The organism is Embleya sp. NPDC050154 (assembly GCF_044460165.1).
Lineage (GTDB): Bacteria > Actinomycetota > Actinomycetes > Streptomycetales > Streptomycetaceae > Embleya.
In genome coordinates this window covers 488,132-514,650 of record NZ_JBITJP010000002.1, presented here as the reverse complement: position 1 = coordinate 514,650, position 26,519 = coordinate 488,132, and the positions used below count along the sequence as shown (strand labels likewise).

At 71.9% G+C, this 26,519-nt stretch carries 21 protein-coding genes; 13 read left to right on the top strand and 8 right to left on the bottom strand.

Translation table 11 applies throughout. The annotated features are described in order from the left end of the window. Nucleotides 1–339: 339 nt before the first annotated feature. The 7 genes from ACIBSV_RS05885 to ACIBSV_RS05855 are packed head-to-tail and all read left to right on the top strand — an operon-like array spanning nucleotide 340 to nucleotide 9,580. Complete coding sequence (locus tag ACIBSV_RS05885) at nucleotides 340–1,650, top strand: hypothetical protein (RefSeq protein ID WP_395859733.1); 1,311 nt, start codon at nucleotides 340–342, stop codon at nucleotides 1,648–1,650. Continuing rightward, the gene (locus ACIBSV_RS05880; RefSeq protein ID WP_395859732.1) at nucleotides 1,647–2,645 is read left to right on the top strand and encodes a glutamate ABC transporter substrate-binding protein; all 999 of its coding nucleotides are present in this window, start codon (nucleotides 1,647–1,649) and stop codon (nucleotides 2,643–2,645) included. Before ACIBSV_RS05885 ends, ACIBSV_RS05880 begins: the two co-directional genes overlap by 4 nt. Continuing rightward, nucleotides 2,642–3,916 carry a hypothetical protein gene (locus ACIBSV_RS05875; RefSeq protein WP_395859731.1) on the top strand — a complete coding sequence of 425 codons (1,275 nt, stop codon included), beginning with the start codon at nucleotides 2,642–2,644 and terminating at the stop codon, nucleotides 3,914–3,916. The genes ACIBSV_RS05880 and ACIBSV_RS05875 overlap by 4 nt, the downstream gene beginning before the upstream one ends. Continuing rightward, nucleotides 3,913–6,198, top strand: coding sequence for a tetratricopeptide repeat protein (locus ACIBSV_RS05870; RefSeq protein ID WP_395859730.1), 2,286 nt, complete (start codon nucleotides 3,913–3,915; stop codon nucleotides 6,196–6,198). The genes ACIBSV_RS05875 and ACIBSV_RS05870 overlap by 4 nt, the downstream gene beginning before the upstream one ends. Then, the gene (locus tag ACIBSV_RS05865) at nucleotides 6,189–7,448 is read left to right on the top strand and encodes a protein phosphatase 2C domain-containing protein (protein ID WP_395859729.1); all 1,260 of its coding nucleotides are present in this window, start codon (nucleotides 6,189–6,191) and stop codon (nucleotides 7,446–7,448) included. The genes ACIBSV_RS05870 and ACIBSV_RS05865 overlap by 10 nt, the downstream gene beginning before the upstream one ends. A 24-nt stretch (nucleotides 7,449–7,472) precedes the next feature. Next, nucleotides 7,473–8,774: a VWA domain-containing protein gene (locus tag ACIBSV_RS05860; RefSeq protein WP_395859728.1), complete on the top strand. Its 1,302-nt coding sequence runs from the start codon at nucleotides 7,473–7,475 to the stop codon at nucleotides 8,772–8,774. A gap of 56 nt (nucleotides 8,775–8,830) precedes the next feature. Next, nucleotides 8,831–9,580 carry an FHA domain-containing protein gene (locus ACIBSV_RS05855; RefSeq protein ID WP_395859727.1) on the top strand — a complete coding sequence of 250 codons (750 nt, stop codon included), beginning with the start codon at nucleotides 8,831–8,833 and terminating at the stop codon, nucleotides 9,578–9,580. A 67-nt stretch (nucleotides 9,581–9,647) separates the two neighbouring features. On the opposite strand, the gene ACIBSV_RS05850 is transcribed toward ACIBSV_RS05855, so the two are convergent. The 6 genes from ACIBSV_RS05850 to ACIBSV_RS05825 all read right to left on the bottom strand — a co-directional run bounded on the left by ACIBSV_RS05850 (nucleotide 9,648) and on the right by ACIBSV_RS05825 (nucleotide 17,354). Then, the gene (locus tag ACIBSV_RS05850; RefSeq protein WP_395859726.1) at nucleotides 9,648–10,355 is read right to left on the bottom strand and encodes an ABC transporter ATP-binding protein; all 708 of its coding nucleotides are present in this window, start codon (nucleotides 10,353–10,355) and stop codon (nucleotides 9,648–9,650) included. Nucleotides 10,356–10,358: 3 nt separating this feature from the next. After that, nucleotides 10,359–12,215, bottom strand: a complete 1,857-nt coding sequence (locus ACIBSV_RS05845; RefSeq protein ID WP_395859725.1) for an ATP-binding cassette domain-containing protein — start codon at nucleotides 12,213–12,215, stop codon at nucleotides 10,359–10,361. Beyond that, nucleotides 12,212–13,087: a branched-chain amino acid ABC transporter permease gene (locus ACIBSV_RS05840; protein WP_395859724.1), complete on the bottom strand. Its 876-nt coding sequence runs from the start codon at nucleotides 13,085–13,087 to the stop codon at nucleotides 12,212–12,214. The genes ACIBSV_RS05845 and ACIBSV_RS05840 overlap by 4 nt, the downstream gene beginning before the upstream one ends. 30 nt (nucleotides 13,088–13,117) lie before the next feature. After that, nucleotides 13,118–14,332 carry an ABC transporter substrate-binding protein gene (locus ACIBSV_RS05835; RefSeq protein ID WP_395859723.1) on the bottom strand — a complete coding sequence of 405 codons (1,215 nt, stop codon included), beginning with the start codon at nucleotides 14,330–14,332 and terminating at the stop codon, nucleotides 13,118–13,120. An 80-nt stretch (nucleotides 14,333–14,412) separates the two neighbouring features. Beyond that, nucleotides 14,413–14,838, bottom strand: a complete 426-nt coding sequence (locus tag ACIBSV_RS05830) for a roadblock/LC7 domain-containing protein (protein WP_360314312.1) — start codon at nucleotides 14,836–14,838, stop codon at nucleotides 14,413–14,415. Next, the gene (locus tag ACIBSV_RS05825) at nucleotides 14,835–17,354 is read right to left on the bottom strand and encodes a nitrate- and nitrite sensing domain-containing protein (protein ID WP_395859722.1); all 2,520 of its coding nucleotides are present in this window, start codon (nucleotides 17,352–17,354) and stop codon (nucleotides 14,835–14,837) included. The genes ACIBSV_RS05830 and ACIBSV_RS05825 overlap by 4 nt, the downstream gene beginning before the upstream one ends. Nucleotides 17,355–17,851: 497 nt before the next feature. Between ACIBSV_RS05825 and ACIBSV_RS05820 the strand changes: the two genes are divergently transcribed. After that, a complete protein-coding gene (locus ACIBSV_RS05820) occupies nucleotides 17,852–19,522 on the top strand; it encodes a family 20 glycosylhydrolase (protein ID WP_395859721.1) in 1,671 nt (556 codons plus the stop codon). 237 nt (nucleotides 19,523–19,759) lie between these two features. Here ACIBSV_RS05820 and ACIBSV_RS05815 read toward each other — a convergent pair whose 3' ends face one another. Then, nucleotides 19,760–20,983, bottom strand: a complete 1,224-nt coding sequence (locus ACIBSV_RS05815; protein WP_395859719.1) for an MFS transporter — start codon at nucleotides 20,981–20,983, stop codon at nucleotides 19,760–19,762. Continuing rightward, entirely contained in the window at nucleotides 20,980–21,675 is a 696-nt protein-coding gene (locus tag ACIBSV_RS05810) for a DsbA family oxidoreductase (protein WP_395859718.1), read from the bottom strand. The genes ACIBSV_RS05815 and ACIBSV_RS05810 overlap by 4 nt, the downstream gene beginning before the upstream one ends. Nucleotides 21,676–21,960: 285 nt before the next feature. On the opposite strand from ACIBSV_RS05810, the gene ACIBSV_RS05805 reads away from it, so the two are divergent. The 5 genes from ACIBSV_RS05805 (at nucleotide 21,961) to ACIBSV_RS05785 (ending at nucleotide 26,505) form a co-directional block, all read left to right on the top strand. After that, on the top strand, nucleotides 21,961–22,500 hold the full coding sequence (locus ACIBSV_RS05805; protein WP_395859717.1) for a TIGR03086 family metal-binding protein: 540 nt from the start codon (nucleotides 21,961–21,963) through the stop codon (nucleotides 22,498–22,500). A gap of 138 nt (nucleotides 22,501–22,638) precedes the next feature. After that, the gene (locus ACIBSV_RS05800; RefSeq protein WP_395859716.1) at nucleotides 22,639–23,574 is read left to right on the top strand and encodes an MBL fold metallo-hydrolase; all 936 of its coding nucleotides are present in this window, start codon (nucleotides 22,639–22,641) and stop codon (nucleotides 23,572–23,574) included. A gap of 402 nt (nucleotides 23,575–23,976) precedes the next feature. Further along, a complete protein-coding gene (locus ACIBSV_RS05795) occupies nucleotides 23,977–24,759 on the top strand; it encodes a CoA transferase subunit A (RefSeq protein ID WP_395859714.1) in 783 nt (260 codons plus the stop codon). Further along, nucleotides 24,759–25,388 carry a 3-oxoacid CoA-transferase subunit B gene (locus ACIBSV_RS05790; RefSeq protein ID WP_395859713.1) on the top strand — a complete coding sequence of 210 codons (630 nt, stop codon included), beginning with the start codon at nucleotides 24,759–24,761 and terminating at the stop codon, nucleotides 25,386–25,388. Before ACIBSV_RS05795 ends, ACIBSV_RS05790 begins: the two co-directional genes overlap by 1 nt. A 136-nt stretch (nucleotides 25,389–25,524) precedes the next feature. Next, nucleotides 25,525–26,505, top strand: coding sequence for a fumarylacetoacetate hydrolase family protein (locus ACIBSV_RS05785; RefSeq protein WP_395859712.1), 981 nt, complete (start codon nucleotides 25,525–25,527; stop codon nucleotides 26,503–26,505). Nucleotides 26,506–26,519: the final 14 nt, after the last annotated feature.

Sequence of the window (26,519 nt, the reverse complement as noted above, 5' to 3'; positions counted from 1 at the left end):
CGCCGGCACCGCCGGCACCGGCCTGACACGGTGCCGCCACCGACCCGGCGCCCGCAGCGGTAATGTCCTGGCCTTGAGGGTCCGCGTGGGGAGAACGAGGGAAGACCATCGGGAGCCGCCACATGCTCGCGATAACTTCGAGGTGACAGCGTTCGCGGAGCACGCGGGCGGTCGGGGGCGGCGGACGTGGGGTCGGGTCGACCGACAAGGGGCACACGCGACAGTGGGGGAGGCAGAGCGTTGGCGGCAGCCGTTCCGATTTCGCAGGCACCGGGCCCGGGAGTGCCCGCACGGGGTACGAGCGGTCCGGCCGGGATGATGCGATCACGAGGCATATCCGTGCGCCGACTGGTTCGCGCCGGCGCCACCACTCCCGGCCTGATGCTCGTCACCGGCGTGGTGCTGGTGCTGATCAGCCTGCTGGCCGGACTGTTCGCCGTACTCGCGGTGGGGGACCGCGCGGACGCGGCCAAGGCGGTGGCCACCGGCAGTGAACCGCTCGGCGTCAAGACCCAGGAGATCTACCGGGCACTCGCCGACGCCGACGCGACCGCGGCGGCCGGGCTGCTCGAAGGCGGCGTCGAATCGGCCGATGTGCGCGAGCGCTACCAGCGGGCCATCCAGACCGCGTCGAGCACGCTGATCTCCGCGACCGCCGCCGGCGCCACCGGCAAGGTCGCCGAACAACTCGCCGTGATCGGCGTGCAACTGCCCGAGTACGCCCGCCTGGTCGAGCGCGCCCGCGCCGAGACCCGGCAGGGCAACACGGTCGGCGCCGCCTACCTGCGCTCCGCCTCCAAGAACGTGATGCGCGGCAAAATCCTGCCCGCCGCCACCACGCTGCACGACATGGTGGAAAAGCGCCTCGCCGGCGACCACCGCGACGCCACCTCGACCCCGTGGGTGCCGCTGAGCCTGCTGCTGGTCAGCCTGGCCGCGTTCGCCGCCGCCCTGTGGTTCTTCGCGCTGCGCACGCACCGTCGGATCAACATCGGCCTGCTGATCGCGGGACTGGCCACCCTGGTGTCCATCGGGTGGCTGTGGGCCGGCACCGACAGTTCGCGCACCGACCTCGACCGCAGCCGCAGCGGAGGCTGGGGGCCGGTCGAGACGCTCGCCCAGGCCCGCTTCCTGACCTTGCAGGCGCACGGCGACGAGAGCCTGACCCTGGTCATGCGGGGCAGCGACAACGAACAGTACGAGAACGACTTCAACGAGGTGTGGGGCAAGCTCGTCGGCGTCCCGGCCGAGGGGGGCAAACCCGCGGTGACCGGCATGCTGACCCGCGCCGAGCAGGTCACCGGCTCGGACGCGAGCACGCTGGCGAAGGTCAAGGCGGCGCAGGCCGCCGCCGCGGACTGGAAGAAGGCGCACGGGGACGTCGTCTCGCTGTACCGAAACGGCGAGTTCGAGAAGGCCGTCGCCCAGGTGACCAAGGCCGACGGCGCCTCGCGAGTGGCCTTCACCAAGATCGACGAGGCGTTGGCGGCCGCGGTCGACAAGGACCAGAAGGACTTCGAACGTTCGGTGGCCGCCGGTCGGGACGCGCTCACCGGTCTCGACGTCGGCCTGGGCGTACTGGCGCTGATCGCCGCCGCCGCGACCGTGGACGGCGTCCGTCGCGAGGTCGGGAGGTACAACCGGCCATGAACACCCGTATCGCTCTGCCCGCGGCGGTCTGCGCCCTCGCGCTGACCCTCGCCGGTTGCGGCGCCGGGGTCGACCAGCGCGGCACCGGGCAGCCCGCGCCGCCCGCCGCCGCGCCGCGCGCGACCCCCGGACCCGACACCTCGTGTCCGAACGTCACCGCGAGCCTGCGCCCGACCGGCGCGCTGCCCGCGCCGACCGCGCTGCCCGCCGGCAGCACGATGGAGGTGCTGCGCCGACGCGGCTTCCTGATCGCCGGCATCGATCAGAGCAGCTTCCCGTTCGGTTTCGTGGACCCGAAGTCGAACACCCTCCGCGGCTTCGACATCGACCTGCTGCGCGAGGTGGCGAAGGCGATCTTCGGCGACGACGGCCCGCAGCGCATCCAGTTTCGGGTGGTGCGCAACGAGGAGCGCACGATCGCGGTCGCGCGCGGCGACGTGGACATCATCGCCGAGACCATGACGATCAACTGTCAGCGCAAGCAGAGCGTCGAGTTCTCCTCGGTCTACTTCAACGCCGGCCAGCGACTGCTGGTGCAGCGCGACGGCACCGCCGATCGCGCCGACTACGGCGCGGGGTTGGCCGCACTGCCGCGTGCGATGCGGGTGTGCTCGGTGCCCGGTTCCACCTCGATCACCCTGCTGCGCGAGCAGGCGCCGCAGGTGAAGGTGGTCGAGGGCGACACCTGGGCGGGCTGCCTGGTGTTGCTGCAACAGGGCGAGGCGGACGCGATCACCACCGACGACACGATCCTGGCCGGTCTCCAGGCGCAGGACCGCGTCTTCACCGTCGTGGTCGGCGGCAACCTCACGTTGGAGCCGTACGGCATGGCGATCGCCAAGGATCGTCCCGACTTCGTCCGGTTCGTCAACGCGGTGCTCGAGCGAACCCGCCGGAACGGCCGGTGGAAGGAGCTGTACCGGGAGTACCTGGGCAACTCCCTGGCAGCCGAGGTACCCGACCCGCCCGCGGCCGAATACCGGGACAGCGCGTGAACCGAGCCCCCCGCGTACTGGGCCGCGACGAGATCGACGAACTGATGGCTCGTCACGAAGCGGAGTACGACGGCATCACGGCCGGTCTGATGGAGTTGGAGAGCCACCCGGGACGACAACTCCTGGAAGGCGGTCCGCTCACCGGTCGCACCGCCGAGCAGTGGGAGACCGGCCGTCGGGCGATCTCCCTGCTGTGGGGGCACCGCGAGGCGTACGGCGCGGTGCTGGATCGGCTGCGCGCGCTGCGCGGTCGGCGCGGCAAGCCGCTGCGGCCGGAGTTGGAGGAGTTGTCCTTCCTGCTGCTGGGACAGTCCGCCGAACTGGCCGCGCGCGACATCCCGATCGGCCGGCGCGGGCTGACCGACCCGGCGACCCAGGCACGCCGGATGAGCCTGGCCGAACTGGTCGCGGACATGGCGCCGGCGTGGACCGAGGTGACCGCGGTGGTCGAGGCTGCGGACGCGGTGTGGACCCGCCTGGTGCCCACCCTGGACCGGGTGGACGCGGGAATCGTGGCCGCCGAGGCCCGGGTCGCCGAACTCGGCGGCCCGGACGCGGTGCCCGAGCAGACTGCGGCGCTGGACGGGATCCGCCGCCGCCTCGAGGCAGCCCGTACCCTGGTGGCCGGCGATCCGCTCGCGCTGACCGGTGCGAACGAGCGCCGCATCGGCACCGTGGACGTCTCTGCCATCGAGGCCGACCTGCGCCAAGTCGACGACACAGTGCGACACTTGCTCATCGTCCGGGGTCGCTTCGACGAACGGATCCGCCGACTGGCGGGCATGCTCGACGAGTTGGGGTACCAGGAGGGCGACACGATTCGGCGACGCGCGCACGTGCTCGGCCGGATCGGTGACAAGCGGGTGCCCGAGGTGCCGCTGCGGGCGGCCACGTTGCGGGATCGGCTGGCCTCGGTCACCATGCTCGGCGGCGAGGGCGACTGGGCGCGCGTCTCGCGGGAGCTGAGCGCGTTGGAGAACGACGTACAAGGTGCCCGGGACCGGCTTGCGGCCACCCGTGCGCACATCGACGCGCCACTGGCCCGGCGCGACGAACTGCGCGGCCTGGTGCAGTCCTACCGGGCGATGGCGGCACGCGGCGGACACGGCGAGGACGCCGCGTTGGAGTCGCTGTACAGCCACGCCAAGGAGTTGTTGTGGCGAGCGCCGTGTGAACTCGAAGTGGCGGTACGGGTGGTGACCCGCTATCAGGAGGCGGTGATCGCCGCGCACCGCGAGGATCGTCCGGACGACAAGGGGGAACAGAGATGACCAAGTGCAATCGCCCGCCTTGCCCGGGCGAGATCGACGACGGGTTCTGCACCGAATGCGGCCGCGAACCGCTGGCCGCCGGCCCGGCCCCGGTGGATCCCGGGCACGACCCGAATCGGTCCGCGAGGTCCGGCGTCTCCGGCACCGCGGGCACCGCGGGCTCCTCGTCCGCGCGCAGCGCCTCCGGGCGCAGCTCGCGGCGCTCCGGCAGCACCGGCACCAGCCGTCGGCTCGGCGGCGGTCTGGTCGAGATGCCCAACGTGCCGCGCCGCAACCCGGAGACCGCGCTCGCGCGCAACCCGGTGATTCCCGAGGAGAAGCGCTTCTGCCGCAAGTGCGAGCAGCCGGTCGGCCGCGGCCGGGGCGGTCGGCCCGGCGTCGCGAACGGGTTCTGCCCGCGCGATCGCACGCCGTTCTCGTTCGCGCCCAAGCTCCAGCGCGACGACATGGTCGGCCAGTACCGGATCATCGGCTGCCTCGCCCGCGGCGGCTTCGGCTGGGTCTATCTCGCCCAGGACACCGCCGCGCACAACATGTGGGTCGTGCTCAAGGGCCTGCTCGGCAGCGACGACGCCGACTCGCGCGCCGCGGCCCTGGCCGAGCAGCGCATCCTGACCCAGATCCAGCACGCCAACATCGTGCACATCCAGACCGTCGTGCAGCACCCGGACCCGCTCACCGGCCAGGACGAGACCTACCTGGTGATGGAGTACGTCGGCGGCCTGTCGCTGATGGACCGGCTCAAGTCGATGCGCGAGAGCGACCCCAAGGCCGTGCTGCCGGTCGAGCAGGTGCTGGCCTACGCGATCGACATCCTGCCCGCGTTCGGCTACCTGCACCAACAGAACCTGGTCTACTGCGACTTCAAGCCGGACAACGTGATCCAGACCGAGGACCAGCTCAAGCTGATCGACCTCGGCGCGGTGACCGACCTGGCCCGACCGGGCAAGTTCACCTACGGCACGGTCGGCTACCAGGCACCCGAGATCGAGACCGTCCGGGCCGAACCCTCGGTCGAGTCGGACCTGTTCACCATCGGCCGCACGATGGCCGTGCTCAGCTTCTACTTCGCCGGTTACACCCGCAAGTACAAGGCGGGCCTGCCACCCGCCTCCGAGGTGCCGCTGTTCACCGAATTCGAGTCCTATCACCGGCTGTTGCTGCGGGCCACGCACCCCGAGCCGGAGCAGCGCTTCGCCTCCGCGGCGGACATGGCCGAGCAGTGCGTCGCGGTGCTGCGCGAGGTGGTCGCGATCCGCTCCGGCGAGCCGCGTCCGGGCGTGTCCGGCCTGTTCGGGCCGGAGACCCGGGTCGTGCACGCCGAGGTGGCCGCGCGCAACACCGAGCCCGGCCTGCTCGCGCCCGCCCCCGACCCGGCGGTGATCGCCGGCGCGCTGCCGGTGCCCCGGGTGGACGCCGCCGATCCGGCCGCGAACCTGCTGGCCACGGTGGCCACCACCAATCCCGACGAGCTGCTCTCCGCGCTCACCGCCGCGGGCATCTCCTCGCCGGAGGGCACGCTGCGGCTGGTCCGGATGTGCATCGAGCAGGGCGATGTGGTGCGTGCCCGGGCCTTCCTCGCGGACATCGACGCCGACGACTGGCGACTGCCCTGGTTCGAGGGCCTTGCCGCGCTCTCCGACCAGGATCTCCCGCGTGCCCACGAGTGCTTCGACGGGGTGCGCGGTGCGCTGCCCGGCGAGCCCGCGCCGCGGATCGCGCTCGGCGCGGTCCGCGAACTGATGGGCCGCCACGACGAGGCGGCCGCCGAGTATCGCGGTGTGTGGGCCACCGACCGGGCCTACGTCGCGGCGGCGTTCGGACTGGCCCGATGCCAACTGGCCACCGGCGACCGGGCGGGTGCGGTACGCACCCTGGAGAGCGTGCCGGACACCTCGGCCAACCACGTCGCGGCGCAGACCGCGGCGTTGCGCACCCGGATCAGCGGGCGGGGCGCGGGCGAGGAGTTGGGTCCCGACCTGACCGCGGCGTCCGACCGGCTGGGCGCGTTGCGCCTGGAGGGGGAGGCGCACGATCGGCTCGCCGTGGAGTTGTTGGAGACCGCGCTGGAATGGGTCAAGGCGGGCGCGAAGGGTGGGAATCCGGGCACCGGGGACGCGGGTGGAACCGCGAAGGTGCTCGGCAGCGAGTTGAAGGAAAAGCCTCTGCGGTTCGCCTTGGAAAAGTGTTACCGCGATCTGGCCCGGCACGTGACGACGCATGCGGAGCGCATCGCGCTCGTCGACCGGGCGAACGAGGTGCGACCGTGGACGTGGGTGTGATCAGAGTGGCTGGATATGGACGACTGGACGCGGCCGGGCCCGGGGGTGCCCCGGACGGGGACGAGGCCGCCCCGCCCGAGCCGCCGACGGCCGCCGGCGGGGCGTGTCCCTCGTGCGGGCTCGCCGGCGACGCGGATGACCGGTACTGCGAGTCCTGTGGCTACGACCTGGACATCCCGGTGCCGCCGGTGGCCGAACGGCCGCCGCCCAGGCGGGTGGTGACGCCCAGCGGGCACGGCCCGGTGTGCTCCGCGTGCGGTACCGCGACGATCGGCTCGGACGGGTGGTGCGACGCGTGCGGGCGGCCGTTCAACCCGCGCGATCACGTCGAGAGCGACCTGGGGCTGGTCGCGATGGTCAGCAACCGGGGTCTGCGGCACCGGCGCAACGAGGACTCCGCCGCACTGCGGGTGTTGCGGATGCCGGACGGCAGCGATCACGTGGTCGCGGTGGTGTGCGACGGGGTGTCCTCCTCGCCGCGCCCCGACGAGGCGTCGGCGACCGCCGCCGAGACCGCGTGCGCGACCATGGCGGCCACGCTGGTCGAGGGATGCGGACCGGCCAAGGCCACCAGCGCGGGAGTGGCCGCCGCGGCGAGCGCGGTGGCCCGGATGCCCGGGGCCGAGGACGCGGGCAACGCCCCGGCATGCACCCTGGTGTCGGCGATCATGACACCCGGCGAGATCACCGTGGGCTGGGTGGGTGACAGCCGCGCCTACTGGCTGGCCGATCCGGACAGCGGCGCGGACGACGCCGCGGACGGCGACGACACGCTGCCCGGTGCGAGCACGCTGCCTCGTGGGGCGGTCGGCGAGCCGCACGCGGACGACGCGGGGTCGGACGAGGCCCGGCGCACCCCCTCCGCGCTGCTGACCGAGGACGACTCCTGGGCGACCCGGATGATCGCGCTCGGCGCGATGACCGAGGCCGAGGCGTACGCGGACCGACGCGCGCACGCGATCGTGTCCTGGCTGGGCGCGGACGCGGGCGAGGTGCGGCCCCGGGTGACCAGTCTGCGCCCGTCCGGCCCCGGAGTCCTGCTGCTGTGCAGCGACGGGTTGTGGAACTACCTCTCGGTCGCGCCGACGTTGGCCGCGATGGTGCTGCCCGGCGCGTTGGAACAGCCGCTGGCCGCCGCGCGGATGCTCACCGGCTTCGCGCTCGACCGCGGCGGTGCCGACAACATCACCGTCGCGCTGATCCCGTTCAACCCGCCCGGGGATCCGGTGCGCGGCCCCGACCACGTCTGAGCCGGAAACGAAGGAGTCGGATTCATGTCAGGCGCCCCCGAATTCACCATCGAGATCAACCAGAACCCCTACCTGCCGATGGGAGGTCACGAGGTCCACGCCGTCGCGCACATCCGGGCCTCGGGGCCGCCGACCGGAGTGCGGGCCGGCGCTCGCGGTGCCGAGGTGATCATGGTGGACAGCTCGGGTTCGATGGACTTCCCGTCCACCAAGCTCAAGGCCGCCAAGCAGGCCACCAAGGCCGCGATCGACACGCTGCGCGACGGCACACTGTTCGCGGTGGTCTCGGGGACCGGTATGGCGTCGATGGTGTATCCGTTCGAGGAGGGCCTGGTCGCGGCCGACGAGCGCACCCGCAAGGAGGCCAAGCGCGAGGTGGACAAGCTCCGCGCGCGCGGCGGCACCGCGATGGGGCAGTGGCTGCTGATGGCCCGTCGCCTGTTGGAACCGCACAAGGACGCGATCCGGCACGCGATCCTGCTCACCGACGGCAAGAACGAGAGCGAGCGCGAGCAGGACCTCGCCGAGGCGATCGCCTACTGCGAGGGTGTGTTCGTCTGCGACTGCCGGGGCATCGGCCTGGACTGGCGGGTGGAGGAGGTGCGCAAGATCTCCACCGCGCTGCTGGGCGACATCGGCCTGGTGAGCGAACCGGCGGACCTGGTCGCCGACTTCACCAGGATGATGCAGAACGCGATGGGCAAGTCGGTGGCCGACGTGACCCTGCGCGTGCGCACGATCAACAACGCCCGGGTGAAGTACGTCAAGCAGACCTACCCGGTGATCGACGACCTGACCGCGCGGCGCACCGAGGTGGGGCCCAACGTCGGCGACTACCCGACCGGTTCGTGGGGCGGCGAGAGCAAGCACTACCACGTGTGCCTGGAGGTCGAGCCGGACGAGGTCAACCCGGGCGGCAAGCGCCGTCCGTGTCAGATCTCGGTGGTGCTGCCGGACGGCGCGGGCGGTCTGGAACTGGCCAAGGCCGGCGTGTTCGCGCAGTGGACCGACGACGAGGAACTCTCCACCCGGATCAACCAGGAGGTGGCCAAGGTCACCGGCCGGGAGAAGCTGGCCAACGCGGTCCAGGAGGGTCTGCAGGCCCGTCGCGACGGGGACGAGACCACCGCGACCGCGCGGCTGGTGCAGGCCCTGGAGCTGGCCAACGAGGCGGGTGACGAGCACACCGCGCGGCTGCTCGGCCGAGTCGTGGAGGTCGAGGCGGACGGCACCAGCAGGCTCCGCAACGACGACGACGAGGGCATGATGATCATCGACGTCGAGTCGCACAAGACTGCCCGGGTGGGACCGCCGATCGAGGGCTGAGCCTGGTTGCCGGCACGCGTCGGGCTGGGTACGGGGAACAGGAAGGAGGTCCGCTCATGCACATCTGTCCGGTCGGTCATGAGTCCACCGCCGCGGACTACTGCGACGAGTGCGGACGTACGATGCCCACCGCCGGCGATCCGTCCGACGGCCCGAGCGGGTCGGGCCCGGACGGGTCGGGGCCGGGCGGGAACGTGCTGACCTGTCGTTTCTGCGCGACCGAGTACACGCCAAACGACCAGTTCTGCGAGGGCTGCGGGCACGAGTTGACGCACGGGTCGAACCAGCCCGGCGGCGTGGACGACGACGGGAACACCGGGAACACCGGGGGCGGTGGGAAGGACGGGAACGGCGGCAACGGCACGAAGGGCGGGCCGGGGCCGACCGAGGACCCGCCGCCTTCCCGCACGGTGTGGACGGCCCGCGTGGTGCCCGACCACGACTACTTCCTGCGGGTGCTCGAATGGGACGGCCCGGACGCGCACAGCATGCGCTTCCCGCACGAACAGGAGCCGTGGACGCTGGAGTTGACCGGCGAGTCGATGCGCATCGGCCGGCGCAACTCCAGCACGAGCTCGGCCCCGCCGGAGATTCCGATCGGTGACCCGGGAGTCTCCCGCCGCCATGCGATGTTGCTGCGCTGCGGGGACGGCACGTGGGAGGTGATGGACCTGGGATCGGCCAACGGGACCACCATCAACGCCGGTTTCGACCGGGTCCGCCGCGACCCGGTGCACCTCGAGGACGGCGACCGCGTGCACGTGGGGGCCTGGACGACGCTGGAGATCCGGCGCGTGGAACTGTGAGGCCGCCGGCGCGGCGACGCCGGTCGGACCCGGGGGCACGCCCCACGGCCGACCGGCGCCGGTGCGGTCAGCCGGTCGCGGCCACGCCCGGGGCCAGGGCGGCCAGGATCGGGCCCGGGTCGGCGGCAGCCTCGGCCGAGGTCAGCCGCGCGGTGACGCGTCCCGTGGACAACACCGTCAGATGATCCGCGATGCCCTGGACGAAGCCCAGTTGCGGGGCGGCGACCAGGATGGTCAGACCCTCGTCGGCGAGCGTGGTGATCAACGCCCGGATCTGCTCGGCGATCACCGGGGACAGGCCCTCGGTCGGCTCGTCCAGCAGGATCAGCCGCGGCCCGCCGAGCAGTGCCCGGGCGATCGCCAGCATCTGCTGTTCGCCGCCGGAGAGTTGCGAACCCCGATTGCCCGCGCGCTCGCCCAGGCGCGGCAGGAGCTCCAGCACCCGCGCGGGGGTCCACGCGGCGTGCTTGCGGTGGGCCAGCTTGAGATGCTCGGCCACGGTCAGGCTCGCGAACACCCGCCGACCCTGCGGCACCAGGCCGATGCCCGCGAGCGAGACGCGGTGCGCGGGACGCCCGGTGAGGTCGCCACCGTCCAGCGTCACGCGGCCGCCGGAGGGCTTGAGCAGCCCCGCGACGGTGTGGATGAGGGTGGACTTGCCCGCTCCATTGGCGCCCAGGAGCGCGTGCACCGTGCCCTCGGGGATGCTCAGGTCCACCCCGTGCAGCACCGAGCCGCCCTGGTAGCCCGCCGTCAGTTCGCCGATCTCCAGCACGATTCAGCCCACTTCCTGGTGCTCGGGCTCGGACGCGCCCAGATACGTGTCGCGTACCGCCTGGTCCGCCGCGATCTCGTCGGGCGTGCCGGTGGCCAGCAGTTGTCCGGACGCCAGCACCGTCACGGTGTCGGTGACCTCGCGCACCAGCGCGAAGTTGTGCTCGACCAGCACCATGGTCACCTCGGCCGGCAGCGCCTTGAGCACCGCGGCCAGCCGCTCGATGTCGGTGTCGGTCAGACCCGCGGCCGGCTCGTCCAGCAGCAGCAGCTTCGGATGGCCCGCGAGGGCCATCGCGATGTCGAGCAACCGCCGTGAGCCGTGCGAGAGTTCGCCGGCGTTCTCGTCCGCGCGGTCGGTCAGGCCGACGGTCTCCAGATGGGTCGCCGCCTCAGCCGCCAACGCGCGGTAGCGGGTGGGTCGCCACGCCGTGCCGGTGACCCGGGCGTGCCGCCACGCGGCCAGTGTCACGTTGTCCAGGACGGAGAGCGAGGGCACCACCGCGGGCTGTTGGAACGCGCGCGCGATGCCGATCCGGGAGCGGCGCGCCGGAGGCAGCCGGGTGATGTCGCGACCGGCGAACACGATGCTGCCCGAGGTCACCGGGATCGCGCCCGCGACCATGCCGAGCACGGTCGACTTGCCCGCGCCGTTGGGACCGAGGAGCGCGTGCCGGGCACCGCGGCGCACGGTCAGATCCAGGCCGTCCACGGCCGCCAGCGCGCCGTAGCGGCGGGTCAGGCCGGTAATGGTGAGCAGCGCCTCCGGGTCGGCGACGGTTTCCGGCTTCGTGACCGGATCCGCCACCGCCTTCTCGGTTTCCCCCTCTTGCCCTTCCTTCCCCGCCGCTCCGCCGGCCCGGGCCAGGGCGCGCCACGCGGCGCGTGGGCCGCCCGCCGTCAATCCGACCAGGCCGCCCGGCAGCGTGTACACCGCGATCAGGAAGAGCACGCCCAGCAGCAGCGGGCCGTGCCCCGGCCAGGGACCGGAGAGCCAGTCCCTGGTGAACACGATCAGCGCCGCGCCGATCATCGCGCCGACCAGCGACGCGCCGCCGCCGATGACCACCGCGAGCAGCACCAGCGAGGAGGTGTCGAAGCCGATGTGCGCGGGCGAGATGTAGCGCTGCACCGAGATCAGCAACGCGCCGGCGACGCCCGCGAGCGCGCCGACCCCGATGTAGGTGACCGAGAGGTAGCGGGTCACCGGGTGGCCGGTCGCGCGCATCCGGGTCTCGTTCTCGCGCGCGCCGTCCAGCAGCAGACCGGCCGGCGAGCGCAGCACCAGCGCGGTGATCCCGATCACCACGAGCGTGGTGATCAGCACGTACCAGTAGGTGTCCACGTCGTCGACGAGGTCGCCCATGCCCCAGAAGGGCTCGATCGGCGGCACACCGGACTTGCCGTCGGTGCCGCCGGTGACCGACTTCCACTTCTCCGCGGCCGTGCGCACCAGTTCGCCGACGGCCAGGGTGATCATCAGCACCGTGACGCCGCGCGTGCGCACCACGATCGGCGCGGTGACCGCGTTGAACAGGGCGCCGGCCGCCGCCGCGACCAGGGTGTGCACGACGCCGATCCGCATGCCGTGCTCGGCCAGGATCGCCGCCGTGTAGCCGCCGACCGCGTACGGCGCGACCTGGCCCAGCGAGGGCAGTCCGGCGCCGCCGCCGAGCACCGCGACGCTGGCCGCGAGCACGCCCAGGGACAGCGCCTGGGACAGCAGGATCAGGGTGAACAGGCCGACCAGGTAGGGCGCCGCGAACAACCACACGATCGCGGCGACGGCCAAAATTCGGCCCACCAGGACCGCGCGCGGCGAGCGCAGCGCGGTGCGTGCGCGCAGGGCGAGGGTGGTCATACTCGGCTCCCCGTCGGGCCGAAGCGCGCGGTGCGCGCGATCAGCATCACGGCCATCGTGGCGAACAGCAGATAGGGCGCGAGATCGGGCATCAGCGTGACGCCGAGCGTCTGCACCTCGCCGACCAGGATCGCCGCCAACAGCGCACCGCCGACCGAACCCAGCCCGCCGATCACCACGACCAGCAGGGATTGCAGCAACACGGTGTTGGCCACCGACGTGGACGGGCCGATGATCGGCGCGCCCAGACCGCCCGCGAGGCCGGCCAGGGCGCCCGCGGCGATCAGTACGCCCGTGCGCACCCGGGCCGGCGAGATGCCGCCGGCCGCGAGCATCTCGGGGTCGTCCACCGACGCGCGCACGGCCGCGCCCACGCGGGTACGCGAGAGCACGTACCAGCCGGCGACCCCGAGCACGACCGCGACCACGATGAACGCGAGTCGGTAGCCCGGGTAGTTGTGGCCCAGGATCGACACCGGCTCCTCGAGTGCGCCGGGCACCGAGACCTGCGGGTCGTCCTTGCCGAACGTGGTGGTCAGCAGATCGCTGCCGACCAGCGCGACGCCGAAGGTCAGCATGGCCTGCGCCATATGACCTCTGCCGGCGATCGGCGCGGTCAGCGCCGCGAGCACCCCGCCACCGGCCGCGCCCGCCCCGATGCCCGCGAGCACCGCGAGAGCCAGACCCACCCACGAGCCGTCGGCGACGGCGGTCGCGGTGTAGGCGGCGAACGCGTAGAGCGTGCCGTGCGCGAGGTTGAGGACTCCACCCGAGCCGAAGGCCAGAGTCAGGCCCGCGGCCACGACGAACAGCAGCAGCCCGTAGGCCACTCCGTCCAGGGCGGGGATGAAATTGTCGTCGAACCAGCCCACGGCACGCTCCCTTTCGCTCCGAATCCGCCGCTAGCCGAGCGTGCCGAGTTCGCGGACCATCACGTTGCTCAGCGCGGTGCCGTCCTGCTTGACCTCACGCAGGTACCACTTCTGCACGGGAGCGTGCGTGTTCGGGTTGAACTCCCAGGACCCGCGCGGGCTGTCGACCTTGCCGGTCTTGGCGATCGCGGCGTTGACCGCCTCCGGGGTGACCTTGTCGCCCGCGGCGGCGATCGCCTTGTCCAGCACGGCGGCCGCGTCGTACATGGTCGCCGACATCATCGTCGGCAGCGTGTTGTACTTGCCCTGGTAGGCCGCGACGAACGAGCGGTTGGCCGGGATGTCCAGGGTGGGCGTGTAGTTGAGCGAGGTGAACACGCCCTTGGCGGCATCACCCTCGGCCCCGAGTACCGCGCCCTCGGTCAGGAAGCCCGCGGCGTACAGCGGGATGTCCTTGACGTCGGACTGCTTGTACTGCTTGACGAAGTTCACCGCGGCGGTGCCCGCGTAGAACGTGTAGACGGCCTTGGCGCCCGAGTTCTTGATCTCGGTGAAGTACGGCTGGAAGTTGGTCGTGGCCGGGAACGGCGTCCACTTGGTCTTGCCGTCCGGGTTCGCCAACTTGCCGCCGGCCTGATCGAAGGTCTTGGTGAAGCCGCCGAGCTGGTCCCAACCACCCTGGTAGTCCGGGCCGATCGCGTAGACCGAGCCGGCCACGTTCTCCTTGATGTACGGCGCCGCCGCCACACCCGGCTCCTCGGAGAGGTAGCTGGTGTGCCAGACGTAGTCCGGCTTGTCGATCTTGCCGGGGCGACCGACGGCGCCGATCATCGGCACCTTGTTGTCGTTGACGATCTGCACGTTGGCGGCCACCGTGGCCGCGTTGGACAGACCGACCACCGCGGTGACCTTGTCCTGCTTGATCAGCTTGGTGACCGAGGGCACCGAGGTCTGCGGGCCGTCGCCCTCGTCGGTGATCACGAGCTCGATCTTGTGCCCGCCGAGCTTGCCGCCGTGCTGGTCGAGGTAGGTCTGGAAGCCGTTCTGCAGGTCCGGGCCGAGCGACGCGTAGACACCGGTCAGCGGGATCGTCAGGCCGATCTTGATCGTGCCGGAGGACGACCCGCCCTTCTTGTCGTCCGCCGCGCTGCCGCTGCACGCGGTGGTGAAGGCGAGGGCGCCGGCGATCAGGCCGGCGGCGGTGACGCGGAACGTGCGTCGGGTTATGGGACTTGCCGGGGTCATGACGTGCTCCAGGGTGTGGACGTGGGAGAGCGATCGAGCAGAGGGAGGGCTGCGTCGGGAGGGACGCGAGAGTGCTTCGGTCAGCCCAGCGCGCCGCGCTGCACGTGCAGGAAGCGCTCGCGGGCGGCCGGGGTCAGGGCCGGGCCGACCTGGTTGATCAGCTCGGCCATCTCGAACGAGACCTGACCGATGTCGCACTCCCGCGAGGCCAGCACCAGCAGCGAGGCACCGTCGCTGACCTGCATCGAGAACATGAACGCGCCGTTCATCTCGGTCAGGTTGCTGGCCACCGGGTCGGTGCCGAACAGCCGTGCGGCACCGGCCAGCAGGCTGACCAGGCCGGACGCGACCGCGCCAAGCTGGTCGGCGCGGTCCTGCGGCAGCGAACTGGTGTTGGCCACCACGAGTCCGTCCGCGGAGACCGCGACGGCGTGCAGCACCTCGGGCACCCGGGTGGCGAAATCGTTGAGCAGCCAACTGAGATCGGCTGCGGTGGGGTGGGTCACGATCTCTCCTTGTGATCCGGTTCGCCGCCGCCGGGGCGGGGCGAGGGGGCGCGGCGGGCCCGGCTGTGCCCGATGCCCTGCGCGAAGGCGGACATGGCCGCGGACACCTGGCGGGCGTCCCGGCGGTCCGGCGTGTTGTTCGCCCGGGCGGGCGTTCCGGCCGAGCCGACCAGCGGCGCGGCGGGTGCGGCGGGGCTGCCCGGGTGCACGGTGGGAGTGTCCCGGCGAACCCGCAGCGGCAGGCCCGTGTTCGTGGTGCGGCCGGACTCCGTCGGTTCCGGAGCCGACGGCAGCGACCGTTCCGGACGCCGCTCGGGTTCGACCTGCGCCGGCGGGGCCGGCGGGGCGAGCGCGGGCGGGGTCGGGGCGGCGGGCACGGGCGGCCGAGAACCGGTGAAGCGCAGTCCCGAGGGCGCGGGTTCACGCGGTCCGGGAGCGCTCGCGTCGCTGACCGGTTGCGGCCGGGTGGGCGTGAACACGCTCGGCACCGGCTCGAACGGACCCGGGTCGGGATGGCCGCCGGCGCGCACGCCGACGTCCGGCGCCCGACCCGAGGGGGGCAGTTGCGCGACCTCGGCCTTGGGCACGCCGCGGTGCCGACCGGGGCGATCGCGGAAGACCACGATGTCCTCGGGCAGGCCGACCTCGGCGACCGTGCCGCCCTGCGGGCCCGGGGTCAGGGTGATCGTGATGCCGTAGCGCGTGGCCAGGTGGCCCGCCACGGTCAGACCCATCGCGCGCACCGCGTGCACGTCCAACTGGGCCGGCGACGCGAGGCGTTCGTTGAACCCGGCCAGTCGCTCCGGGGTGATGCCCACGCCGGAGTCGGTCACGGTCAGCACCGCGCCGTCGCCGCGACGGTTCGCCTGGAGCACCACCCAGGTCTCCGGACGGCTGAACTTGGTCGCGTTGTCCAGCAGTTCGGCGAGCAGGTGCGCGACGTCGTCGCGGGCCCGTCCGGCGATCAGGATGCGCGGGTCCACCGCGCCGGGGTCGACCCGGGTGAACCGTTCGATCCGGCCGATCGCCGCACGCGCGACGTCCAGGAGCAGCGCGTCCTCGCGCACGCGCGCGGTGCCCTCGCCGCCGAGCACCAGCAGACTGGTGTTGTTGCGGCCCATGCGCTGGACCAGGTGGTCGAGCGAGTACAGCCGCTTGAGCCGGTCCGGGTCGTGCTCGTGTGCCTCGGCCTCGTCGAGGACCTTGACCAGGCCGTCGGTGAGCCGCTGGTTGCGGCGGGCGAGCGCGACCAGCACGGTGGCGATACCGGCTCGCAGGACCGCCTGTTCGGCGGCGATGCGGACGGCGGCGGTGAAGACGGTGTTGAACGCCGAGCCCACCTCGGCGATCTCGTCCTTGCCGCGCACCTCGATGGGGGTCCCCGCGCGTTCGGCGATCTCGTCGGCGGTCGCGCCGTCGAGGGAACGCCCCTGCTGGAGCTTGGCGACCGCGTCCGGCAGACCGGTGTAGGCCACCTCGTGCGCGGTGTCGCGCAGGCGCAGCAGTTCACGCGTCATCGGCCGGCCCAGGCGCAGCACCAGGATCACGGCGGCGGCCAGCGCGAGCAGCACCGCCGCGGCCTGTCCGATCGCCCACCAGCGTCGGCTGTCGCGTTCGTCGCTGACCGAGGACAGCACCGACGCGTCCACGCGTCGTTCGACGTCGCTGATCCGGGCGATCCGGTCGGCGGTCGCCTTGGTCCACACGTCCTGAGGGATCAGGATGGGTGTGTCCACCTTGGCCCGGGAGACGGCGTCCTCGAGCTGGTGGACGGCCAGGATCTCCGGGCCGGTCTGGGCGAGTTCCAGCCAGCCCAGCCACTCCTCGTCGGCGAGCGACTCGAAGGACGTCTCGCTCTCGTCGTAGCCGGTCCGGGTGGCCAGGATGTCCTGCTGTTGGGACGGCGAGATCCGGTTGGACGACAACGCGCGCAGGACCGCCGTCTGTTGTTGTCCCAGCCACTCCGTGGCGTGCGAGAGCGCGGCGGCGGCACGCAGGCGGTCCGAGTTGTCGGGGCCGGCGCCGCCGGCCTGGGCCACGCTGTCGCGGTAGTCGAGCGCGTCCGCGATCAGGATGCGGTAGCGGAAGACGACGGCGGTCAGCGAGGTGCCCTTGGGCGCCTGGACCTGCTCGCGCAGCGCGGTCAGGTCGGTCAGACCCGCGTCCAGCCTGCGCAGGCGTTCTTTGGTGTTGCCGGGGATCGAGCCGAGGTCCTTGCGCAACTTGCGGTAGCGCGTGGCGCTCTCGTCCGTCGCGGCGGTGCGCTGGTGGTACGTGACCAGCGCGTTGCTGCCGGCGTCCGGCCACAGCACCGCGGCGGCGGCCGCGCGTTCGCTCTGCAGGCGGTGCGCGAGCTCGCCCGCCTCCGCGGAGACCTTGGTCAGCGAGCGAAGGCGGTTCGCGTCGAGGGCCTCGCCGGTCGTGGTGGACACGGCGAGTCCCGCGGACCCCACCATCACGGTGAGGGGCACGGCGACGAGCAGGACGAGCTTCCGAGTGATGTTCAGGTCGTCCACCACCAGGTCGGTGCCGGGGTGGAGCGAGGCAGGGATACGGAGTCGAGTATTCCGCTTGTCAAGTACGTCATTTTCCCGATGATTCGCACTTTCCGGTCTTGCGCTTTCGGTGACGCGGATCGCGTCCTATTCCGTGCACGACGGGCAGAGCCTAGCGGCATTCGCACGTGTGCTCGCAGTGGCCGGTGGGTAATGCATCGCGCGCCCCGCATACGGCGGCGAATGTTGACATCCGTAAGTTAACTCTGCGAAGGAATATGCATGGTCGGTCATGGCAATACACGGACGCATATCACCTGATTTGGCTCCGACTTCTCCCGTCGGACGTCTTTATCCGTATTTTGACCCCCATCTCCGGGTGCCCGTTTGCCAACCATTCGTTGGGATATACCGGATCGTTGCCCTCCGGTTTCGAAGTGTCGACCAACCGGATAGTCGACCCCGACTGCCTAGACTGAGCCGAGACCGATCCCGGCGGACCGAATTGGGAGAGTCACATGCAGCGCCGACGCGCCCTGGCTTTTTTCCTGGCCGTGCCGATCGCCGCCGCCGCGGGGACGGCCGTATGGGTCACCGACTCGTCCTCCTCCGACGGCAACCCCGGGACCGACCCGGGCGCGGCCCCGGGCTCGGGCGCACCGGACCCCGGTGGTGCCGAGCCCGGCGCTGCCGAGGCCGGTGAGCCGCCGCCCGGACCACTCGCCGCCGACGCCCGAGGACTGGTCCCGATCCCGATCGAGGCGCTCGGCGCCAAGGGCGCGGGCTGGACGCTGTCCCGGGACACCAGGGTGCGGGCCGCGACCGAGGCCGCGCGGGCGGTCGCCGAGGTGGTCGCCGCCGAACTGCGCACCGCCACCGGCCTGCCCCTGCCCGTGGTGGTCGATGCCCGCGCCCACGCCGGAACCGACCTGTCCCTGGTGCCGGACCCGCCCGGGACGACGCCGGCGGACCGGCCGGCCGGCGACGAGGCGTACGCGTTGACCGTGACCGCGGGCGGCGCCACGATCCGCGCGAGCGCTCCGGCCGGCCTGTATCGAGGCGCCCAGACGTTGCGCCAACTGGTTCCGGCCCGGGCACCGTTCGAACTGCGTCCCGCCGTGGTCCGGGACGCGCCGCGGTATCCGTACCGGGGCATCATGATCGACCTGGCCCGGCACTTCTATCCGCCCGCCGAGATGCGCCGGCTGATCGACCACATCGCCGCCTACAAGTTCAACCACCTGCACCTGCACCTGACCGACGACCAGGGCTGGCGGATCGCGATCGAGGGCCGACCCCGACTCACCGGAATCGGCGCCTCGACCCAGGTCGGCGGCGGGCCGGGCGGCTTCTGGACGGCGGCCGACTACCAGGGGGTGATCGGCTACGCGGCCGAGCGCTTCATCACCGTGGTGCCCGAGATCGACATGCCCGGACACACCAACGCGGCGATCGTGGCCTACCCGGAACTGGCGTGCGACGGACGCAAGTACGCCCCCTACACCGGTACCCAGGTCGGCTTCTCCGCGCTGTGCGTGGACGGCGAGGCGACCTACACCTTCCTCGACGAGGTGCTCGGCCGGCTCGCCGAACTCACCCCGGGCCCCTACCTGCACATCGGCGGCGACGAGACGCACACCCTCAAGCCCGCGCAGTACCGGGCGTTCATGGCCCGCGCGCAGCCGATCGTGGCCAGGCACGGCAAGCAACTCATCGCATGGCACCAACTCGCCGCGGGCGACCCGGTGCCCGGCGCGATCATCGAGTACTGGGGCGCGTCCAAGCAGGACGCGGCCGCGGTCGCGGCCGCCGCGCGGGCCGGGCACAAGGTGGTGATGGCCCCGGCCGACCACGCCTACCTGGACATGAAGTACGCCGGGGGCGAGCGGCTCGGGGTGACCTGGGCGGGCACCGTGGATGTGCGCACGTCCTACGACTGGGAACCCTCGACGCACCTGCCGGGGCTGCCCGCGGACGCGGTGCTCGGGGTCGAGGGCGCGTTGTGGGGCGAGACGATCAAGAGCGTCGCGGACGCCGAGTATCTGCTCTTCCCACGGATCGCGGCGGTCGCCGAGGCGGCCTGGTCCCGGCCGGAGCGGCGCGACTGGGCGGACTTCAGGACCCGGATCGGCACGCACGAGGCGCGGTGGCAGGCGCGGGGGATCAACTACGCGCGGAAGTTGTCCTGACGCGGGCGCCCGGCGTGGGTGGGTTCGGCCCTCGGGGCCTGTGCCCGGGGTCTGTGCTCGGGGCTGGTGCCCGGGGCCTGTGCTCGGGCCTGTGCTCCGGTTCGGGCTCGTACCTCGTGCCCACACCCCGTGCCCGGGCCCACCTCGGATCCGTGCTCGGGCCCGTCCTCGGATCCGTGCCGGGTACCGGTCCGCCGATCGGATCGATCGGCGGACCGGTACCCGGGCACGGAGCACTCAGCGGCGGACCGCCCCCGCGGTGAGCGCGATGATCGCGACCAGCACCGCCGGAATGGCCAACGCCGTGGTCAGGCTGGTGTGGTGGGCGATGAAGCCGATCATCGGCGGGCCCGCGAGCAGCCCGATGTAGGCGATGCCGGTCACCCGCGAGATGGCCCACGCGGCGGGCACTCCCGGGGTGTTGCCGGCCGCGCTGAACGTCACCGGTGCGACCGGGGCCACCCCGACGCCGAACAGCGTGAAGCCGAGCACCGAGACCGCCGGCCACGGCGTGGCCAACGCGAGCGTCATGCCGAGCGCGCCGATCAGCGCGCCCACCCGCAACACCGCGACCGGGCCGAACCGTTCCACCACCCGGTCACCGGCGAACCGGCCCGCGGCCATCGCCACCGACATGCCCGCGAAGCCCAACCCGGCGACACCCGGCGAACTGTCCAGCGTCTCGCGCAGATGTACGCCGCTCCAGTCCGCCACCGCACCCTCGCCGACGAACGAGCACAGCCCGATCAGCGCGAGCAACACCACGGCGCGATAGCCCGCGAGCAACCGGAGCAGACCACCGCCCGCGGCCGGCGCGGCCGGTCGCGCCGGATCCGCCGGCTCGACCGGCGCGTGTACATGCGGGTCGTCCGCGACGCCCAGCAACGCACGCGAACCCGCCCATACGGCCAGTGCGAGCACCACCGCCATCACCGACAGATGCACCCGGGGAGTGATCCCCAGGGCAGCCGCGCCGGATCCGACGAGCGCGCCGAACAGCCCGCCGAGGCTGTAACCGCCGTGCAGGCTGTTCATGATCGGGCGGCGCAAGTGCTGCTCGATCGCCACGCCCTGCGCGTTCACCGCGACATCGGTGAAGCCCATCAGCATGCCCAAAACCAGCAGGCCCACCGCCAACGAGGGCAGGTCCCACGCGAACGCCGGCAGGAGCAGCGCCAGACAGCCGCCGATCACCGACACCCGCGCGACCCGCTTGCTGCCCCATCGCCCGGCGGCGGTACCCGCGAGTTGCACCGCCACCAGCGCGCCGACCGGCGAGCCGAGCAGGGCCAGCCCCAACTGGGCGTCGTCGAGTTCCAGATCCTCCTTGAACTGCGGGATCCGGGCCAGGAAGTCCGCGACCGCGGCGCTGAACGCGAAGAACACGAACAGCGCGGCCAGTCGCGCACCGCGCAACCGCTCGGCGGAGAGTTCCCGGGTCGTTCCCCCCGAGACGCTCACACCGCGCAGGAGCCGTCGGCGCACGCGTCGCCGTCGCCCGCGGGCGCGGCCGACTCGGCGCTTTGACCCCGCACCTGCTCCAGGACCTGGAGGAACGTGGACGCCTCCTGCGCGCCCTGGACCGCCCACTTGCCCTCGAACACGAACGTCGGCACCGCGGTGACGCCCATCTCCCGCGCCTCGGCGATCTCGCGCCGGACCTCGTCGGTGCCCTCGTCGGACGCGAGGAAGGCGACCACGCGGTCCCGGTCCAGGCCGGCCTCGACCGCGAACTCGGTCAACCGGTCGTGGTCGGCGACGTTCTCGCCCTCGGTGAAGTACGCCGCGAGCAGCCGGTCCTTGAGCGCGGCCTGGGCCGCCGGACCGAACTCGGTGAGCGCGAGCCACAACACCCGGTGCGCGGTCAGCGTGTTCACCGCCAGGGCCTGGGTGAAGTCGAAGGTGATGCCCTCGCCGGCGCCCACGTCGGCGAGCCGCGCGTTCATCCCGTCGAGGTTCGCCGCGCCGAACTTCGCGGCCAGTCGCTCGCGCAGCGGCGCCGGCTCGGCCGGAGTGGTGGGGTCCAGCTCGTAGGGACGGTACGTGACCTGGATGTCCTCGGCGCCCGGGAACGCCGCGAGCGCGCGCTCGAAGCGCCGCTTCCCGACGTAGCACCACGGGCACGCGATATCGCTGTAGATCTCGACCTTCACTTGCTCTCCAGCTTCCTTGCTCGGTGGTCGGGGGCACGCGACGCTCGGCGGCGGCGTCCCGGGACGCACGGGATCGAAGACACGCCCTGGGGCGATACAAAGGACGGACGTACCGACGGTCACGGCGGCGGACGCACCGGATGTGAAACATACGTGCAGGCGCCAAACATTCCCCAACCGGCCGTATCGCCGCCGGGGACCCGGGCGTAATCTGACCGCTGCTCGTCGTCCGTCACCCGGAACGCATGCCGTGCCCGCGCGGCGTCACCTGCCCGAGGAGTCCTCGTGGACCAGATAACCCAGTACAGGCGCGCCGTCGACGCCTTCCGTCCGCTGCTCGCCGAGGTCGGCGACGAACAGCTGGGGCTCGAGTGTCCGTGTGATCAGTGGGACGTACGAGGTCTGCTCACGCATGCCACCGGCGCGCAGCGCGGTCTGGCGGCGGCCCTGGCCGGGCCCACCGAGCCGGTTTCCGAGGATCCCCGGGAGGACTTCGAGGCGGTCGTCGAGACGATGCTCGCGACCTTCACCCCGGAGCGGATCGCCGCGGCGATCAAGACCCCGTTCGGCGAGCAGAGCGGCGGCTTCCTGCTCGGCCTGGCCACCGGCGACATCTTCGTGCACGCGTGGGACCTGGCCCGCGCCCTGGGCAAGCCGACCGATCTGGACCCCGAGCTCGCCGAGGTGCTCCTGGAGCGCATGCGCAAGACCCTGCCGGACGCCGCGCGCGGGGAGGGTCGCGCGTTCGGCCCGGAGCAGCCGGTCGCCGCGGACGCGCCGCCCGCCGACCGGCTCGCCGCGTTCACCGGCCGCGCGGTGAACTGACCCCGAATCGCCCGCCGGGCCCGGGACATCCCGGACAAGCCCTACCGGACGCGGCACCTGACGGCTCGTCAGGCTGCGCACGGGGTGGTCGGCGGTGTATGCACGTCAACGCACACCCCCAGTCGATCGGGAGTATCGATGAGCACGTCGCAGCACGATCACGGCCGGATGGATCCGCCTCGCGTCCAGGAGGTGGCCGACGGAGCGTACGCGTACATCCAGCCGGACGGCACCTGGTGGATCAACAACACCGGGTTCCTGGTCGGTCCGGAGGGCGTCGTCGCGATCGACGGCTGTGCCACCGAGGCCCGGACCCGCACTTTCCTGGAGACGATCGCGAAGCACACCGACGCCCCGGTGCGCACGCTGATCAACACCCACCACCACGGCGACCACACGAACGGGAACTACCTGTTCGAGTCGGCCACCATCGTGGCGCACGAGAACACCCGGACCGAGATCCTGAATCTGGGGATCATGGAGGTCGAATCGATCTGGCCGGGCGTCGGCTGGGGCGGAGTGCGCGCGGTCCCGCCGTTCCTGACCTTCACCGACGGCGTCACCGTGTACGCGGGCGATCTGCGCGCGCAGGTACGGCACTTCGGCGCCGCGCACACCTCGAACGACTCGGTGGTGTGGCTCGAGGAGCAGGGCGTCCTGTACACCGGCGACCTGATCTTCAACGGCGGCACTCCGTTCCTGCTGATGGGCTCGCCCGCCGGCTACCTCGAAGTGCTGGAGCGGGTGAAGCAGTTGGGCGCCACCACGCTGGTTCCCGGACACGGCGAGGTGTGTGGTCCGGAGCAGATCGACTACGCGATCGGGTACACGAACTTCGTGCTGGAGACCGCGCGCAAGGGGCTTGACGCGGGGCTGGACCCGTTGAGCGTGGCGCGCGAGACGGACCTCGGCGAGTATGCGGCGTTGTCCGACCCGGAGCGGATCGTGGGCAACCTGCATCGTGCGTACGCGGAGTTGAACGGGGTCGAGCGGGCGGGGGCGATCGACATATACGGCGCGCTCGGGGACATGGTGACGTTCAACGACGGCAAGCCGCTCTCTTGCTTCGCGTGACGGGGTTGGCCGACCTGCGGTTTCGCTTCGCGTGACGGGGGTTGGTCGACCTGCGGTCCGGTGGCCTCAAGCGCCGGCCGGGCTGGGTTGGCCTCAAGCGCCGGCCGGGCTGGGTGGTCTCAAGCGCCGGCCGGGCTGGTGTGCTCAAGCGCCGCACGGGCTATGTGGCCTCATGCGCCGGCCGGGCTGGGTGGCCTCAAGCGCCGGCCGGGCTGGGTTGGTCGGCCGAGTTGGATGTGGTCGGTTGCGGGCGGGTTGGGTGGTTGTGGGAGCGCCGGTTGGGCTGTGGGGTGGCCTGGCCGGCGCTTTTGGTGGGTTTCCGGTGGGTGGAAGGTTGGGGGGTGGGGCGGGGGGTGGGCGCATAGCTTCGGGGGGTCGGGGTGGTGGGTGATCGGAGATGGCGTGGACAAGGTGGTCGGTACGGCCGAGGCGGCGGTGGCGGATATCGGGGACGGGGCCTCGATCGCGGTCGGCGGGTTCGGGCTGTGTGGGATTCCCTCGGTGCTGATCGGGGCCCTGTACGCGCAGGGCGCCGGCGATCTGCGGGTCGTCTCCAACAACTGCGGCGTGGACCGATGGGGACTCGGCATCCTGCTGCACGCCGGGCGCATCTCGCGCGCGACCGGCAGCTATGTCGGTGAGAACAAGGAGTTCGCCCGGCAGTACCTGTCCGGTGAGATCGAGCTCGAACTCACCCCGCAGGGCACGCTCGCCGAACGGCTGCGGGCCGGTGGGTGCGGCATTCCGGCCTTCTTCACCCCGGCCGGCGTCGGTACCCAGGTGGCCGAGGGCGGTCTGCCGTGGCGCTACGACGCGGCCGGCGCGGTCGTGGTGGCCTCGCCGAGGAAGGAGGTGCGGGTCTTCGACGGGGTCGAGTACGTCCTGGAGGAGTCGATCACCACCGACTACGCGCTGGTCCGGGCGGCCCGGGGCGATCGGCACGGCAATCTGGTGTTCGACAAGTCGGCGCGCAACTTCAACCCGCTCGCCGCGATGGCCGGGCGGATCACCGTCGCCGAGGTCGAGGAACTGGTCGAACCGGGCGAACTCGACCCGGACGAGGTGCACCTGCCCGGCGTGTTCGTGCAACGGGTGGTGGTCCTGAGCGCGGCCCAGGCCGCCGAGAAGCAGATCGAGAAGACCACGATCACCGCGCCGGCGGCGCGGGGGACGGTGCGCGACTGATGGCCTGGACCAGGGACGAGATGGCCGCGCGGGCGGCGGCCGAGCTGGCCGACGGGTCGTACGTGAACCTCGGCATCGGGTTGCCCACGCTGGTGCCCAACCACATCCCGGCCGGCGTGCACGTGGTGTTGCACTCGGAGAACGGGCTGCTCGGAGTGGGACCCTACCCGCGCGAGGACGAGGTCGACGCGGACCTGATCAACGCCGGCAAGGAGACCGTCACGGTCCTGCCGGGTGCCTCGTTCTTCGATTCGGCGCTGTCCTTCGGGATGATCCGAGGCGGTCACATCGACGCCGCGATCCTGGGCGCGATGCAGGTCAGCGCGGTGGGCGACCTGGCGAACTGGACCATCCCCGGCAAGATGATCAAGGGCATGGGCGGCGCGATGGACCTCGTGCACGGCGCCCGTCGGGTGATCGTGCTGATGGAGCACGTGTCCCGGAAGGGCGAGCACAAGATCGTCGAGACGTGTTCGCTGCCGCTCACCGGCAGGCGCTGCGTCCAGCGCGTGGTCACCGACCTCGCGGTGATCGACGTCACCGACCGCGGCCTGCTCCTGGTCGAGACGGCTCCCGACGTCACCGAGGACGAGGTGCGCGCGAAGACCGGCGCGAAGTTGCTGTCCTGACACGGTGGGCCGACCCCTGTGGCTCTGTGATCATGTGGCGATGATCATGGGGCAGTGATCATTTACCTGTGATCATTCAGCGATACCGACGCCGCGTCGCCGGTGCTCGGCACGTATCGGAACAGGGAGCAATCGCATGAAGTTCGCCACCTTCGACCTGGCCGGCTCGACCCGTTGCGGAGTCGTGGCCGGTGCGGGCGACGCCGTCGTGCACCCGCTGCCGGTGGGCGTCACGCTGCTCGGCCTGATCGAGCGCGGCGCCGAGGAATTGCGCGCGGCGGGCGAGCGGGCTCTGTCGGAGCCGGCGGTCGCGCTCGCCGAGGTGCGGCTGCTGCCGCCGCTACAGCCGCCCACCGTCCGCGACTTCGTGGCGTTCGAGGAACACGTCGAGGGCGTCGCGGTCACCGTGCAGGGCCCGGACGCGACCGTGGTGCCGGAGTGGTACGAGCTGCCCACCTTCTACTTCACCAACCCCTACGCGATCATCGGCCCGAGCGACGTGGTGCCGATGCCGCCCGGGTCGAACGTGCTCGACTTCGAGTTGGAGGTCGGCATCGTGATCGGCCGCGCGGGCAAGGACCTGACGGTCGAGCAGGCGGCGGAGCACATCATCGGCTACACCATCTTCAACGACTGGTCGGCGCGCGACCTCCAGGCCCGTGAGATGCGGGTGGGCCTGGGTCCGTGCAAGGGCAAGGACACCGCGACCACGCTCGGCCCGTGGCTGGTGACCGCCGACGAGTTCGAGGTCCACCGGGACGCGGACGGCTTCCTGGACGTGGCCATGCGCGCGTCGGTCAACGGCGTCGAGGTCGGCCGGGACTCACTGGTCAACATGGGCTGGCCGCCCGCCGAACTGGTCGCCTACGCGTCGCGTGGCACCTGGGTCCGACCCGGTGACGTACTGGGCACCGGCACCTGCGGCAATGGCGGTTGCCTGGGTGAACTGTGGGGTCTGGGACGCGAGTTGCCGCCGCTGCGACCGGGCGACACGGTCGCGCTCACGGTCGAGGGAATCGGCACGCTGACCAACACCGTGGTCGAGGGCGCCGCACCGCGAGCGATCCCGGCCGCGCGCAAGCGCCCGCGCACCCGCAAGGAGTCCTTCGACGCGTGAGGCCGCGGCCTCCC